This window comes from Streptomyces sp. NPDC018693 (assembly GCF_044391385.1).
Lineage (GTDB): Bacteria > Actinomycetota > Actinomycetes > Streptomycetales > Streptomycetaceae > Streptomyces.
Genome location: NZ_JBIRZZ010000012.1, coordinates 214,505 through 228,833 on the forward strand (window position 1 = coordinate 214,505; position 14,329 = coordinate 228,833).

13 protein-coding genes, 1 rRNA gene and 1 riboswitch are annotated in these 14,329 nt (G+C 69.2%); of the genes, 1 reads left to right on the forward strand and 13 read right to left on the reverse strand.

All coding sequences use genetic code 11. The annotated features are described in order from the left end of the window. Positions 1 to 30 precede the first annotated feature (30 nt). Positions 31 to 2,916: an aminomethyl-transferring glycine dehydrogenase gene (gcvP, locus tag ACH5AC_RS28450; protein ID WP_398865034.1), complete on the reverse strand. Its 2,886-nt coding sequence runs from the start codon at positions 2,914 to 2,916 to the stop codon at positions 31 to 33. A 176-nt stretch (positions 2,917 to 3,092) separates the two neighbouring features. Next, positions 3,093 to 3,188: riboswitch (glycine riboswitch) on the reverse strand. Positions 3,189 to 3,302: 114 nt separating this feature from the next. Here gcvP and ACH5AC_RS28455 point away from each other — a divergent pair. After that, entirely contained in the window at positions 3,303 to 3,677 is a 375-nt protein-coding gene (locus tag ACH5AC_RS28455) for a PRC-barrel domain-containing protein (protein WP_398865035.1), read from the forward strand. Here the strand turns inward: ACH5AC_RS28455 and ACH5AC_RS28460 are convergent. The 12 genes from ACH5AC_RS28460 to rrf form a co-directional block, all read right to left on the reverse strand. Further along, positions 3,674 to 4,102, reverse strand: a complete 429-nt coding sequence (locus ACH5AC_RS28460) for a nucleotidyltransferase domain-containing protein (RefSeq protein ID WP_398865036.1) — start codon at positions 4,100 to 4,102, stop codon at positions 3,674 to 3,676. The genes ACH5AC_RS28455 and ACH5AC_RS28460 overlap by 4 nt on opposite strands. Continuing rightward, positions 4,099 to 5,505, reverse strand: a complete 1,407-nt coding sequence (locus ACH5AC_RS28465) for a DNA polymerase IV (RefSeq protein ID WP_398865037.1) — start codon at positions 5,503 to 5,505, stop codon at positions 4,099 to 4,101. The genes ACH5AC_RS28460 and ACH5AC_RS28465 overlap by 4 nt, the downstream gene beginning before the upstream one ends. A 67-nt stretch (positions 5,506 to 5,572) precedes the next feature. Further along, positions 5,573 to 6,217 (reverse strand): MerR family transcriptional regulator, encoded by a 645-nt coding sequence (locus tag ACH5AC_RS28470; protein ID WP_398865038.1) that lies wholly within the window; start codon positions 6,215 to 6,217, stop codon positions 5,573 to 5,575. A 196-nt stretch (positions 6,218 to 6,413) separates the two neighbouring features. Continuing rightward, positions 6,414 to 6,887 carry a bifunctional nuclease family protein gene (locus tag ACH5AC_RS28475; protein WP_004934251.1) on the reverse strand — a complete coding sequence of 158 codons (474 nt, stop codon included), beginning with the start codon at positions 6,885 to 6,887 and terminating at the stop codon, positions 6,414 to 6,416. A gap of 80 nt (positions 6,888 to 6,967) precedes the next feature. Further along, positions 6,968 to 7,705: a MerR family transcriptional regulator gene (locus ACH5AC_RS28480; protein ID WP_398865039.1), complete on the reverse strand. Its 738-nt coding sequence runs from the start codon at positions 7,703 to 7,705 to the stop codon at positions 6,968 to 6,970. A gap of 43 nt (positions 7,706 to 7,748) precedes the next feature. After that, positions 7,749 to 8,585 carry an FHA domain-containing protein gene (locus tag ACH5AC_RS28485; RefSeq protein WP_398865056.1) on the reverse strand — a complete coding sequence of 279 codons (837 nt, stop codon included), beginning with the start codon at positions 8,583 to 8,585 and terminating at the stop codon, positions 7,749 to 7,751. Between the two features lie 130 nt (positions 8,586 to 8,715). Further along, positions 8,716 to 9,573, reverse strand: coding sequence for a DUF881 domain-containing protein (locus ACH5AC_RS28490; RefSeq protein WP_398865040.1), 858 nt, complete (start codon positions 9,571 to 9,573; stop codon positions 8,716 to 8,718). A gap of 5 nt (positions 9,574 to 9,578) precedes the next feature. Beyond that, complete coding sequence (locus tag ACH5AC_RS28495) at positions 9,579 to 9,911, reverse strand: small basic family protein (RefSeq protein ID WP_006134295.1); 333 nt, start codon at positions 9,909 to 9,911, stop codon at positions 9,579 to 9,581. Then, positions 9,908 to 10,813 carry a DUF881 domain-containing protein gene (locus ACH5AC_RS28500; protein ID WP_398865041.1) on the reverse strand — a complete coding sequence of 302 codons (906 nt, stop codon included), beginning with the start codon at positions 10,811 to 10,813 and terminating at the stop codon, positions 9,908 to 9,910. The genes ACH5AC_RS28495 and ACH5AC_RS28500 overlap by 4 nt, the downstream gene beginning before the upstream one ends. A gap of 95 nt (positions 10,814 to 10,908) precedes the next feature. Continuing rightward, positions 10,909 to 13,404 carry a sugar phosphate nucleotidyltransferase gene (locus ACH5AC_RS28505; protein WP_398865042.1) on the reverse strand — a complete coding sequence of 832 codons (2,496 nt, stop codon included), beginning with the start codon at positions 13,402 to 13,404 and terminating at the stop codon, positions 10,909 to 10,911. Positions 13,405 to 13,518: 114 nt separating this feature from the next. Continuing rightward, positions 13,519 to 14,127, reverse strand: coding sequence for a CDP-alcohol phosphatidyltransferase family protein (locus ACH5AC_RS28510; protein ID WP_398865043.1), 609 nt, complete (start codon positions 14,125 to 14,127; stop codon positions 13,519 to 13,521). A gap of 107 nt (positions 14,128 to 14,234) precedes the next feature. Continuing rightward, positions 14,235 to 14,329: ribosomal RNA gene (rrf, locus tag ACH5AC_RS28515) — 5S ribosomal RNA — on the reverse strand; the annotation flags it as partial.

Below are 14,329 nucleotides of genomic sequence, written 5' to 3' on the forward strand. Positions count from 1 at the left end.
GGGGGCCCTCACCGATGACAACCGCCGGGATCAGTCCTCGTACGCGTCCAACGGCGGGCAGGAGCACACCAGGTTCCGGTCCCCGAACGCCTGGTCGATCCGCCGCACCGGCGGCCAGTACTTGTCGGAGGCGGAGACACCGCCCGGGAACACGGCCTCCTCACGCGTGTACGCGTGCTCCCACTTCCCGCCGAGCGCGGCAGCGGTGTGCGGCGCGTTCCGCAGCGGGTTGTCCTCGGCCGGCCACTCGCCCGCACCGACCTTCTCGATCTCCGCCCGGATCGCGATCATCGCCTCGCAGAACCGGTCCAGCTCGCCCAGGTCCTCGGACTCGGTCGGCTCGATCATCAGCGTCCCGGCCACCGGGAAGGACATCGTCGGCGCGTGGAACCCGTAGTCGATCAGCCGCTTGGCGACGTCGTCGACCGTCACCCCGGTCGCCTTGGTCAGCGGCCGCAGATCGATGATGCACTCGTGCGCGACCAGCCCGCCCGGACCGGTGTACAGCACCGGGTAGTGCGGCTCCAGCCGCTTGGCGATGTAGTTGGCGGACAGCACGGCCACCTGCGTGGCCCGCTTCAGCCCCTCACCGCCCATGAGTCGCACGTAGGCCCACGAGATCGGCAGGATGCCCGCGGAACCCCACGGCGCGGCGGAGATCGGCCCGACGCCCGTCTCCGGGCCGGCGGCGGGCTGCATCGGGTGGTTCGGCAGGTACGGCGCCAGGTGCGAGCGCACCGCGACGGGACCGACGCCGGGACCGCCACCGCCGTGCGGGATGCAGAACGTCTTGTGCAGGTTCAGGTGGGAGACGTCCCCGCCGAAGTGCCCCGGCTTGGCCAGCCCCACCAGCGCGTTCAGGTTGGCACCGTCGACGTACACCTGCCCGCCGGCCTCGTGCACCTGCGCGCAGATGTCCGCGACGTGCTCCTCGAACACACCGTGCGTCGACGGGTAGGTGATCATCAGCACCGCCAGCTCGTCACGGTACTGCTCGATCTTCGCGCGCAGGTCCTCGACGTCGATCTCGCCGTCCTCGGCGGTCCTCACCACGACGACCTTCATGCCGGCCATCACCGCGCTCGCCGCGTTCGTGCCGTGCGCGGAGGACGGGATCAGACACACGGTCCGCTGCTCGTCCCCGTTGGCCCGGTGGTATCCGCGTACGGCGAGCAGTCCGGCCAGCTCGCCCTGCGACCCGGCGTTGGGCTGGAGCGACACCTTGTCGTACCCGGTGACCTCGGCGAGGCGTTCCTCCAGCTCACGGATGAGCGTGAGGTAGCCCTCGGCCTGCTCGGCGGGCGCGAAGGGGTGCAGCTGCCCGAACTCGGGCCAGGTCACCGGCTCCATCTCGGTGGTCGCGTTGAGCTTCATGGTGCAGGAGCCCAGCGGGATCATCCCACGGTCGAGCGCGTAGTCACGGTCGGCGAGCCTGCGCAGGTAGCGCAGCATGGCCGTCTCGGAGCGGTGCTGGTGGAAGACGGGGTGGGTCAGGAACTCGTCGTCCCGCAGCAGCCCCGCAGGAAGCGCGTCCCCGGCGGCCGCGTCCAGCGCCTCGACGTCACCCTCGACACCGAAGGCCGCCCACACGCCGGCCAGCTGTGCCCGGACCGTGGTCTCGTCGCAGGAGACCGAGACATGGTCGGCGTCGACGGGGTACAGGTTGACCCCGTTCTCCCGAGCGGCCGCGACGACCTCGGCGGCCTTCCCCGGCACCCGCGCGGTCACCGTGTCGAAGAAGTCCCCGTGCACGACCTCGACGCCCCCGGCCTTCAGACCCTGGGCCAGGATCGCGGCGTACCGGTGCGTGCGCCGCGCGATGGTCCGCAGCCCCTCGGGCCCGTGGTAGACGGCGTACATCCCGGCCATCACGGCGAGCAGCACCTGCGCGGTGCAGATGTTGCTGGTCGCCTTCTCGCGTCGGATGTGCTGCTCACGCGTCTGCAGCGCCAGCCGGTACGCCTTGTTCCCGTCCGCGTCCACGGACACACCGACGAGCCGCCCGGGCAGGCTGCGCGCGAACTTCTCCTGTACGGCCATGTAGCCGGCGTGCGGACCGCCGAAGCCCATCGGCACCCCGAACCGCTGGGTCGTACCGACCGCGATGTCCGCCCCGAGCTCACCCGGCGACTTCAGCAGCGTCAGCGCGAGCAGGTCGGCGGCGACGGTGACCAGCGCGCCCAGCGCGTGCGCCTGCTCGATGACCGGCTTGATGTCGCGTACGGCACCGGAGGCGCCCGGGTACTGGATCAGCACGCCGTTGATCTCACGCGCGGCGATGTCGGCCGGGATGCCCTCGCTGAGGTCGGCGACGACGACCTCGACGCCCGTCGGCTCGGCGCGGGTCTCGATGACGGCGATGGTCTGCGGCAACGCGTCCGCGTCGACCAGGAACAGGCCCTTCTTGTTCTTGCCCATGCGCCGGGACAGGGCCATGGCCTCGGCCGCGGCCGTGCCCTCGTCGAGCAGTGAGGCACCGGAGGTGGGCAGCCCGGTCAGCTCGGCGACCATCGTCTGGAAGTTCAGCAGGGCTTCGAGGCGCCCCTGCGAGATCTCCGGCTGATAAGGCGTGTACGCGGTGTACCAGGCCGGGTTCTCCATGACGTTGCGCAGGACCACCGGCGGGGTGAAGGTGCCGTAGTAGCCGAGGCCGATCATGGAGCCGAGGACCTGGTTGCGGTCGGCGAGCGAGCGCAGCTCGGCGAGCACCTCGGCCTCGGTGCGGGCGCCCGGCAGGTCGAGCGCGTCGGCGTTCTTGATCACATCCGGGACCGCGGCGGCGGTCAGCTCGTCCAGCGAGCCGTAGCCGACCTGGGCGAGCATCTTGGCCCGCGCCTCCTGGTCGGGCCCGATGTGGCGCTGCTCGAAGGGGATCCCCTGCTCGAGCTCGGCGAGCGGCGTGCGGTGGGCGGTCATTGCGGAGGGCCTCCTGGTCTGACGCGACCTTCGAGGGGCACCACGGCGTGGGTGCCCCGACGGCCTCCCCCTCTGTCATCTCAACCTGAGAGCTTCACCGGGCGCCCGGGGGCGGCCGGTTTTCACCGTCGGTGAGAGCGGAAGCCGTCGACATCCGCCCTGCTTTCCAGAGTGACCTCGTCCGTGCGGTACGTGGGCCTGAGAGATTCCGGGGAGGATTTGCTCCTTCGGCGCCTCCGATGATCTCCGGAGGACTCTCCCGCACGGGGTCAGCAGCCGCTTGCCAGCCTACCAGCGAGGCCAACGCCGCAGCCTTCGAGTGGCCACCGAGCTGATTGTGCTCTTTTGTAGTGCTTACGGATGAGTTGCGACCAAGTGGAGGGACCGTGCAGACCGATATCGATCCACGCAACCTGATCGGCCGCAAGGCGTTCGACCGCGATGGCGTCAAGATCGGCACGATCGACGAGGTCTACCTCGACGACGCGACCGGCGTGCCGGAGTGGGCGGCCATACGGACCGGCCTGTTCAGCAGAGACGCCTTCGTCCCCCTGGAGCCCAGCGAACTGATCGAGGGCACCCTACGGGTCCCCTTCGAACGGGCTCTGATCAAGGACGCCCCCGACTTCGGTGTGGGCCGCCATCTCTCCCCGGAACAGGAACTGCAGCTCTACCACCACTACGGCCTGGACGTGGCCGCCCCTCCCCCGCTCCCGGACCACGACTTCGGCCGACTGGCGGGCGACACGGACGAGTCCTAGCGGGCACAGCTGCCGATCAGCGCCGCGAGAACCCCCCGCGGGTCGTACAGCGGGCGCGCCCCGCCCCGGACGACGCGGCGCGTCCCCTCGTCGACGGGCTCGGTCCGCGCCCACTCGGCCGTCCCGACACCCAGCTCCACCTCCAGCCCCGACCCGGTGGCATACCGCCACTCGGTCATCGGCCCCCAGGCCCGCGTGCGCACCAGCTCTCCGAGACCCAGCGGGCACCCGTCGTCGTACCGGGCCGGATCCGCCGTCAGCAGCACCAGGTCCACATCGGAGTCCATCCGCGCCTCTCCCCGGGCGCACGACCCGACGAGCAACAGCCCCATGACATCGGCCCGCCCCTCGGCCCACCGGACGACCCGCCCGACCACGTCCCGTATCTCGGTCTCCCGCTCCGGCGACACCCCGTCCGTGATCATGGAACCACCTGCCCCACCGACCCGGCCTCCGTCTCTCCCACAGTGCTCCCCTCCGGTCTCTCAGCTCTCTGTTGCACCAGCGGCAACGGCTCCGCCGGCTCCAGCCCGGGATCGTCGACCCGGAAGGTCCGCACCCGGCCCGGCTCCACGTCCGCGGGCGTCTCGAACCGCACGGTCACCCGTCCCAGCCCGCTGCCCTGCACCCACCCGTGCCCGAACTCGGTGTGCCGCACGTCCTGCCCCGGACGCCAGTGGTGCTCGGCCGGGGCCGGCTCGGCGGGCTCGGATTCGTCCGCCACCGCCTCCTCGTCGGACCCGTCGGCCTGCTCCTCCGCCGCCTGCGCGAACAGATCCTCCTGTGTGTAGTCGGCGAGACCCGAGACGCCCACCCCGAGCAGTCGCACCCCACCGGTCGTGTCGACGGAGTCCAGCAGCCGGGCGGCCGCCTCCCGCACCACTGCCGGATCGTCCGTGGGCCCGCGCAGCGTCTCGGAGCGGGTCAGCGTGGAGAAGTCGTAACGCCGCACCTTCAGCACGATCGTCCGCCCGGACAGCCCGGCCCCGCGAAGCCGCCGCACACACCGGTCGGCCAGCCGCTGCACCTCCAACCCCACCCGGACCCGGTCATGGATGTCCACGTCGTAGGTGTCCTCGACCGAGACCGACTTGGTCTCCCGCTCGGCCACCACCGGCCGCTCGTCGCGCGCCAGCGCCATCGCGTACAGCCCGTGTCCGTGGGCCTTTCCCAGCAGCCGCACCAGCTCGTCCTCGCCCGCCTCGACGATCTCGTCGACCGTGGTGATCCCCGCCCGCCGCAGATGGTCTCCGGTCGCCGGACCCACCCCGGGCAGGGTCCGCACCGACAGGGGCCCGAGAAGCGCCCGCTCGGTGCCCGGCTCGATGAGGACCATCCCGTTGGGCTTGGCCTGCTCCGAAGCGATCTTCGCGAGCATCTTGGACGCCGCCAGTCCCACCGAGCCCGTGAGCCCGGTGACCGCCCGTATGTCCGCGCGGAGCTTCGCCCCCGCGACCCGCGCCGACTCGCTGTCCCAGGCGGCTCCCCCGGCCTCCAGGTCCACGAACGCCTCGTCCAGGCTGAGCGGCTCCACCAGCGGCGACAGCGCCCGCAGCAGCGCCATCACCTGCTCGCTGATCGCCCGGTAGAAACCGCCCCGCGGGCAGAGATACGCGGCGTTCGGCGCCAGCCGACGCGCCTGGGCCATGGGCATCGCCGAGTGCACCCCGAACACCCGTGCCTCGTACGAGGCGGTGGCCACCACCCCGCGCGGCCCCAGCCCGCCCACGATCACGGCCTTCCCGCGCAGGCTCGGCTTGGACGCCTGCTCCGCCTGCGCGAAGAAGGCATCCATGTCGAGATGCAGGATGGTGGGCGCGTTTCTCACATCTCCGATGCTGCACCACACCACTGACAACGACCCCGCACCCTCCGGTGCGGCGCCCGTCAGGGGTTCAGACGGCGCGGTTGCGCCGGCGCGCCAGTTCGTCCGCCGGGTTGTGGCCGACGAGCGTCTCGCCGGTGTCGACGCGCTCCCCGTGCAGCTGCGACAGCGCGCTCTCCACGTCCCGCCACACCACGCCGACGGCGATCCCGAAGACGCCCTGACCACCCTGGAGCAGCGCGTGGACCTCGTCCGGAGAGGTGCACTCGTAGACCGTGGCGCCGTCACTCATCAGCGTCATGCGCTCCAGGTCACGGAAACCGCGTTCCCTGAGATGCTGCACGGTGGTGCGGATGTTCTGCAGCGAGACGCCCGTGTCGAGAAAGCGCTTCACGATCTTCAGGACGACAACGTCCCGGAAGCTGTACAACCGCTGCGTCCCGGACCCGTAGGCGGGCCGCACACTCGGCTCGACGAGCCCGGTGCGGGCCCAGTAGTCCAGTTGCCGGTAGGTGATTCCGGCGGCCGCGCAGGCCGTCGGACCGCGGTAGCCGATCTGCTCGGACGCCATGGACGTCGCCCCTCCGCTGCTCGGCACGGCCGCCGGTCGCTGCGGAACGTGATCGGCCGCGCCACCGGGAAGCCGGTACGGACCGTTCCCCGCGAACTCGCGTCCGGGAGCACCCCCAGCCGTACCGTCGCCGCTGCTTCTCACGCCGACCTCCGTCCTTGACCTGCCTTCTCGACGGTAGGCAGTCACCAGGGGTGCGTCAACGATCGCCACACTCGGCACGCCGAGTGATAATCACCCTAGGAGTGGTTTCCCGTACCCCACCGCGGGGAAAGGCTAGCCGAATGCCTTGAGAAGGAGCCGCAGGACGCTCTCACGCGCCGCCGGCAAGTGCCCGCCCCTACTGGTTGCTGGTGCCGAAGTCCTCCGGCGAGATCTGGTCGAGGAACTCGCGGAACTTCTCCACCTCGTCCTCCTGCTCGTCGGGGATCGCGATGCCCGCGTCGTCGAGCACCGTGTCACTGCCGTAGATCGGCGTACCGGTGCGCAGGGCCAGCGCTATGGCATCGGACGGACGGGCGCTGACCTCGACCCCGCTGGCGAAGACCAGCTCGGCGTAGAAGACGCCCTCACGCAGGTCCGTGATGCGCACTTCCGTGAGCTCCTGGCCCACGGCCTCCAGCACGTCCTTGAACAGGTCGTGCGTCAGCGGCCTGGCGGGCGCCATGCCCTGCTGGGCGAAGGCGATCGCCGTCGCCTCCCCCGGCCCGATCCAGATGGGGAGGTAGCGGTCGCCTCCCACTTCGCGCAGGAGCACGATCGGTTGGTTGGAGGGCATCTCGACCCGGACACCTACGACATCGAGCTCGTTCACACAGCAACCCTAGGCCGTGTTCCAGACGTTTGGGTAGTCGGGCCGGGAACGGGCGGCCGATCCGCCCTGGGCGAACGGCCTCAGGGCAGCCGCACCCCGAGCGCGGTCTGCACCAGCGCCGCGTGCAGCTTGACCGTGAGCCCGGCCAGCTCCTTCGTACGGGCCTGCGCATGAGCCCTGGTCTGCGGATTGCGATGGCGCTTGAGCGGGGCGACCACCTGGTCCACCAGCCCGGCCTCACGATCGGCCGCCGCCTTCATCACCCGCAGATGCCGGGGCTCGATGCCGAACCGCCCCAGCTCGGCGACCAGGGAGGCCACGGTGGCCGCCTCGGCGTCGTAGACCCCGCCCTCCAGCGGCATGATGAGTCCGTACGACTCCCACTCCGCGAGCTCCTGCTCACCGATGCCGGCGGCCGCCAGCAGCTCGTCCCGGCCGATCCGGGCCGCGGTCGGCACGTCCCCCTGCTCCCCGACGGCCTCGCCGTCCCGCTGCCGCCCCAGCGTGGGCAGCGGCACGGCCTCGCCGCGCTCCATGGCGTCCAGATGCTCACGGATCACCTTGAGCGGCAGGTAGTGGTCCCGCTGCATCCGCAGCACGTGACCGAGGCGCTCGACGTCCTCGGCGCTGAACTTGCGATACCCCGAGGGGGTCCGCTGCGGCTCGACGAGCCCCTCCGACTCCAGGAAGCGGATCTTGGAGATGGTGACTTCGGGGAACTCGTCGCGCAGCACGTTCAGCACCGTGCCGATGCTCATCAGCCCACTGTCCGCGGCGGCGGTGCCGGGCACGGCACCGCCCCTCGGTGTTCGAAGCATGGACCTTCCCTGGGTTCCCCCCGGACGGCGGTCCGGGGGAGGGTCAGTAGCCCCGCTGGCTCGCGTAGAAGACCAGCCGGTACTTGCCGATCTGGACCTCGTCACCGTTCGACAGGGCGACCTGGTCGATCCGCTCACGGTTGACGTAGGTGCCGTTGAGGCTGCCGACGTCGGCGACCGTGAACGAGCCGTCCGGGCTGCGCCGGAACTCCACATGGCGGCGCGAGACCGTCACGTCGTCCAGGAAGATGTCGCTCTGCGGGTGACGGCCGGCCGTGGTCAGGTCGCCGTCCAGGAGGAATCGGCTGCCCGAGTTCGGCCCCCGGCGCACCACCAGCAGCGCGGAGCCCAGCGGCAGCGCGTCGACCGCGGCCTGCGCCTCGGGCGAGAGCGCAGGCAACTGCGTCTGGCCGGTGGTCTCGGAGTCGTACGCCTCGAGACCGGAGATGGAGATGGTGGAGGTCGTCTCCGACGCGCGCTCGGGCGTCAGGCCCGGACGCAGCGGAGCACCACAGTTGGAGCAGAAGCGACTGCTCTCCGCGTTGCGGTTACCGCACCTCGAACACACAAGGGCCGACATAGGGGAAAACCCTCCACCCGAACTTGAGGTTGACGGTTGGCCGAAACCTATGTCGCCGGACTGGGCAGGGTCAACAGACGGCGCGCCCTGGCCTCCCGGAATGTCGCCGGCCGGGCCAGGAACCTGGTCCCGGAACAGCGGCCGCTGACCCTCTGCGTCAGGCTGTGCGCGATGACGAGCGGTCGCGTTCTCGCCGCCGTCTCGCGCGCTCTTGCCGAACAACTTCGCAAACAACTTCACGGGCGATTCCCCTTGACCGAAACAGACCCGCCCGTGGGGCAGGACGAACCCTGAATGAATACACCGGCCGACCCGGACACCTTCACAACGTCCGTATCCACCAGACAGTTTCCACCACGCACCACCGGATCGGTGCGTCGACCCCCCGCAACCTCATGCCCCTGCCGGACGGCCCCCATGCACCCCCGATTCACCGGGACGACGACCGAGCGTAGTCAGGCTGCTTCGCCGCTCGCAAGGCGTCCACAACGATCTTGGTCGACCGCTCCACGGTAACGATGGCCTGCTCCTTCTCAAGAGTCTGCACCACGCCTCCTGGGATGTTGAGCGCCGGTTCGAGGTCCTGCGGCTTGCCGATGACCTTGAAACGATAGGGCGCGGTGATCTTGTTCCCGTCGACGCTCACGCTCTTGCCGGAGTCCGACAGATACGTGTCGGCGACGACCCGCACGCCGTTCACCTGGATCGCCTCCGCGCCCGCTGCGCGCAGCTCCTGGATCGCGTCGAGCAGCATGTCCGCCTCGACCGTCCCCTTCGTGTCCTCGATGGTCATCGTGATGCCGGGTCCCTGAGCGGCCATGGTGCCCGCCAGAATGCCGAGTTGCCGTTCCTTCTCGGCCGTCTGCCTGCGGGCCTCCTCGGCCTGGTCGGAACTGTTCTCCAGTTCCTGACGCTGCTTCTCAAGTCCCTGCTTCTCGTCCTCAAGACGCTGACTGCGGTCATCCAGTTCATCGAGGATGCGCACGAGATCTTCCTGACGGGCCCCGCGCAGCGCACTGTCGCTGTCACTGTTCGAGGCCACCTGCACGGCCAGCCCGAAGCCCAGACCGAACAACAGCAGCGCGACGATGAGTTGGGCGCGGGTGACACGCGGCGGCCACAGCCCCTTCACGAGCCGCTGCCGGCCGGTCAGCTCGGGCTCGGCGCTCTCCACGCGCGCGCGCTCCTCGACCGGAGCCGCCGGCACCTCCGCGGGCAGCTCCCTGCGCAGCGGGTTCCCGGACGTCTCGTCGCGGTCGCCCCGCTGGTTGTCGTCCTGGTTGCTCATCGGCCTCACGCCCGGAACACGTGCCGGCGGATCGCCGCGGCGTTGGAGAAGATACGGATGCCCAGGACGACCACCACACCCGTGGACAGCTGCGCGCCCACGCCCAACTTGTCGCCCAGGAACACGATCAGCGCGGCCACGACCACGTTCGACAGGAACGAGACGACGAAGACCTTGTCGTCGAAGATGCCGTCGAGCATGGCGCGCAGACCGCCGAAGACGGCGTCCAGCGCCGCCACCACGGCGATCGGCAGATAAGGCTCGACGACTGCCGGAACCTCCGGCCGGACCAACAGTCCGGCCACCACTCCCACAATGAGGCCCAGTACGGCGATCACGATGTGCCCTTCTCCGTCCCACTTGTCGGCTGTGCTGTTCGTACGATCACACTCGGCGCCGCGGGCAGCCGGAGGTCGTCCTCCACGGAGATGGCGGTACGGATGCCGAAGTTCTCCTGCAGGGCGTTCAGATACAGCCCATCGGCGCTGTTCTGGAACAGTGTGCTCAGGCTGTCCCCGTCCCCCACCGCGAGCACCGTGTACGGCGGCACCAGCGGCTTGTTGTCGACCAGTATGGCGTCACCCGCGGCCCGGATCGCCGACAGCGCGGTCAGCCGCTGCCCGTTGATCGAGATGGCCTCCGCGCCCGACTCCCACAGCCCGTTCACCACACGCTGCATGTCGCGGTCGCGCACCCGTCCGGTGTCCGAGAAACCGGAGCTCTGACGGGGGTCGCCGCCACTGCCCGTGCCGGCCTCCTTGGCGTCGTTCACGACGAGTTTCACGCCCGGCCCGTGCACCTCGACCGCACCCGCGAGGATACTCACCAGCGACACATGGTCGCCGCCACCGCTCTCCCGGAGCGCCTCCCGCTGCCGCGCGCTCACGTCGTCGCGCAGCTCGTCCACGGACTTCTCCAGCTCGTCGACCGTATCCGTCTCGCGATCGATGCGGTCGATCAGCTCCTGACGCTCCTTGGCCACCACGGGGGCGGCCACACGCGCCTGAGCCGCGCCGACGGTCACCACGAGCGCCGCCAGCACCAGGCCGGCGGCGAGGCCCAGCTTGGCCCGCAGCGTCTTGGGCAGGCCGCCGTCGCCCTGCTTGCGGGCGGCGGCCTCGGCGTAACCGTCGTCGAGGCTGTGGTCCATGACGTTGGTGAGCAGCGACATGGACGCGTCCGGGCGCGATGGACGCGCGGGTGTGCTCCGAACGGGGGGCTGCTGCGGCATGCCGCACATCGTCGCACGTTGCGACCACTACCTCCGAACGGCCCCACCACCGGTGTGCCGGACAGGTCCCCGGGGAAGACCTGTCCGGCACGCGCGCGGTCCGCTCAGCGTCCGGCGCTGTCCACGATGCCGGACCACTCGTCGAGCAGGGCCTGCGCGGACGCGTCGTCCGGGCCCTCGGCCCACAGATGCGTGACCGCCTCGGCCGGGTCGGGCAGCACCATCACCCAGCGCCCGTCGGTCTCCACCACCCGCACGCCATCGGTGGTGTCCACGAAGCGCTCTCCGGCCTCCTCGACGACCCGCCGCATCACCAGGCCCTTGACGGCCCACGGGGTCGCCAGATCACGTTTGAGGACATGCGCCCGCGGAATCCGCGCGTCGATCTGGCTCAGCGTCAGCTGCGTACGCGCCACCAGCCCGATGAGCCGGACGAAGGCCGCCGTCCCGTCGAAGACACTGCTGAAGTCCGGGACGATGAACCCGCCCTTGCCGTCCCCGCCGAAGATGGTCGACTCGTCACCCCCGACCCGGGTGAGATCGTCGGGCGAGGTCGTCGTCCACTCCACCTGGGTGCCGTGATAGGCCGCGACCTGCTCGGCGATCCGTGTTGTGGTCACCGGCAGCGCCACCCGCCCGCTGCGCCGCTCGGCGGCCACCAGGTCGAGCATCACCAGCAGCGCCCGGTCGTCCTCGATGATCCGGCCCTTCTCGTCCACCAGGGACAGCCGCTCACCCACGGGATCGAAACGCACTCCGAACGCCGCCCGCGAGGACGCCACGATCTCCCCGAGCCGCACCAGCCCTCTGCGCCGCATATCGGCCGTCTCCGTCGGCCGGGACTCGTCCAGGCCGGGGTTGATGGTCAGCGAGTCCACCCCGAGCTTGCCCAACAGGCTCGGCAGCACCAGCCCGGCACTGCCGTTCGAGGCGTCGACGACGACCTTGAGCCCCGACTCCGCGATGCCCGTCGTATCGACGTTCCGCAACAGCGATCCGGTGTACGAGTCGAAGACACTGGCCGGGAAATGAAGATCACCGATCTCCCCGGGGAACGCCCGCCGGTACTCCTGCCGCGCGAACACCCGGTCCAGCTTCCGCTGACTTCCCTGCGACAGATCGGCGCCCTGTCCGTCGAAGAACATGATGTCGACGGAGTCCGGCACACCGGGCGACGTCCGGATCATGATCCCACCGGCACTGCCCCGCGCGGTCTGCTGCCGTGCCACGGGCAGCGGTACGTTCTCCAGGTCGCGCACGTCGATGGCGCTGGCCTGCAACGCGGAGATGACCGCCCGCTTCAGCGCCCGCGCGCCCCGGGAGTGGTCGCGGGCCGTGGTGACCGTGGAACCTTTCTTCAGCGTCGTCGCATAGGCGCCGGCCAGTCGGACGGCGAGCTCGGGCGTGATCTCGACGTTGAGGATCCCGGACACCCCACGGGCGCCGAAGAGATGCGCCTGCCCCCGCGACTCCCAGATCACCGAGGTGTTGACGAAGGCACCCGCCTCGATGGTCTTGAACGGATACACCCGCACGTTGCCCTGCACGATCGACTCTTCGCCGATCAGGCATTCATCGCCGATGACGGCCCCGTCCTCGAGCCGGGCCGCCCGCATGATGTCCGTGTTCTTCCCGACCACACAGCCACGCAGATTGCTGTGCGGCCCGACATACACGTTGTCGTGCACGACCGCCTTGTGCAGGAAGGCACCGCTCTTGACGACGACATTCGAGCCGACGACGGTGTGCTCCCGGATTTCGGCGCCGGCCTCGACCTTGGCGTAGTCACCGATGTAGAGAGGACCCCGCAGAACGGCGTCGGGATGCACTTCCGCCCCCTCCGCCACCCATACGCCGGGCGAGATCTCGAACCCGTCGAGTTCGACATCGACCTTGCCCTCGAGGACGTCGGCCTGCGCCTTCACATAGCTCTCGTGGGTGCCGACGTCCTCCCAGTAGCCCTCGGCGACAAATCCATAGATCGGCTTGCCCTCCTTCATGAGCTGCGGAAAGACATCGCCGGACCAGTCGACGGGCACATCGGCCTCGACATAGTCGAAGACCTCGGGCTCCATGACGTAGATGCCGGTGTTGACGGTGTCCGAGAAGACCTGCCCCCAGGTCGGTTTCTCCAGGAAACGTTCGACCCGGCCCTCGTCGTCGACGATGGTGATGCCGAATTCCAGCGGGTTGGGCACACGCGTCAGACAGACGGTGACGAGCGCGCCCTTTTCCTTGTGGAAGCTGATCAGCTCGGTGAGGTCGAAGTCGGTGAGCGCATCACCGGAAATGACCAGGAAGGCATCGTCCTTCAACGCCTCTTCGGCGTTCTTGACGCTTCCGGCGGTACCGAGTGGCTTCTCCTCGTTGGCATACGTGAGCTCCATTCCGAGCTCCTCGCCGTCACCGAAGTAGTTCTTGACCAGTGACGCCAGGAACTGCACGGTTACGACGGTCTCGTTGAGCCCATGCCTTTTGAGCAGCCGAAGAACGTGCTCCATGATCGGCCGGTTGGCGACCGGCAGGAGCGGCTTGGGCATGCTTGAGGTCATGGGGCGAAGGCGTGTGCCTTCGCCACCGGCCATCACGACGGCCTTCATGTCGGGAGCGTCCTCCTTGAAGAGACGACGGTCTAGCCGACTTCACCCGTCCAGATTGTCCCGCACTTTTCCGCCGCGGGCCATCGAGCCACTACTGCTGTCTCCGTCGACGAGCTAGTCGGCCATGGCGTCCGCACGGACCAGGCGGCGGACCTGCACCACGTAGAGGACTCCTGCCCACCAGTACAGCGTTGTACCCCACCCTGCGAACGCCCAGCCGAAAATAGCAGCGAGTGACGAGATCCATCCACTTCCGTCGCTCAGCAGAAGAAGCGGGAAGGCGTACATCAGGTTGAACGTGGCCGCCTTGCCGAGGAAGTTGACCTGCGGTGGCGGATACCCGTGGCGCCGGAGGATTCCCACCATCACCAGGAGAACCAGTTCCCGCGCAAGAAGTACAGCGGTCAACCAAAGCGGCAGGATCTCCCGCCAGGTGAGACCGACCAGAGTCGAAAGAATGTAAAGCCGGTCGGCCGCCGGGTCGAGAAGCCGGCCAAGGCTGCTGACCTGGTTCCAGCGCCGCGCGAGCTTGCCGTCCAGATAGTCGCTGATCCCGCTCAGAGCCAGCACCAGAAGGGCCCATCCGTCGCTCTTCGGCCCCCCGAACTCGGGCCTGAGGATCAGCCACAGAAAGAGCGGCACGCCGACGAGACGCGCCATGCTGAGGATGTTCGGGATGGTGAGGACCCGGTCTGTCTGGACGCGGGTCTCCTGGACCTCCACCCGGGGGCCTCCAGTAGAACGAACCAACGATGCCCCCTGACCCTACCTCAACGCAAAAAAGCTCCGGCCCCTGGGCTGTGTGCCCAAGAGCCGGAGCTTCAAAAGGAGTTCGGCGGCGTCCTACTCTCCCACAGGGTCCCCCCTGCAGTACCATCGGCGCTGTGAGGCTTAGCTTCCGGGTTCGGAATGTAACCGGGCGTTT

Bases quoted from the DNA above. Each gene is read 5' to 3' on its own strand.
- ACH5AC_RS28505 (WP_398865042.1), bottom strand. From the start codon at position 13,404: ATGAAGGCCGTCGTGATGGCCGGTGGCGAAGGCACACGCCTTCGCCCC.
- ACH5AC_RS28480 (WP_398865039.1), bottom strand. From the start codon at position 7,705: ATGCTTCGAACACCGAGGGGCGGTGCCGTGCCCGGCACCGCCGCCGCG.
- ACH5AC_RS28490 (WP_398865040.1), bottom strand. From the start codon at position 9,573: ATGAGCAACCAGGACGACAACCAGCGGGGCGACCGCGACGAGACGTCC.
- ACH5AC_RS28460 (WP_398865036.1), bottom strand. From the start codon at position 4,102: ATGATCACGGACGGGGTGTCGCCGGAGCGGGAGACCGAGATACGGGAC.
- ACH5AC_RS28500 (WP_398865041.1), bottom strand. From the start codon at position 10,813: ATGTGCGGCATGCCGCAGCAGCCCCCCGTTCGGAGCACACCCGCGCGT.
- gcvP (WP_398865034.1), bottom strand. From the start codon at position 2,916: ATGACCGCCCACCGCACGCCGCTCGCCGAGCTCGAGCAGGGGATCCCC.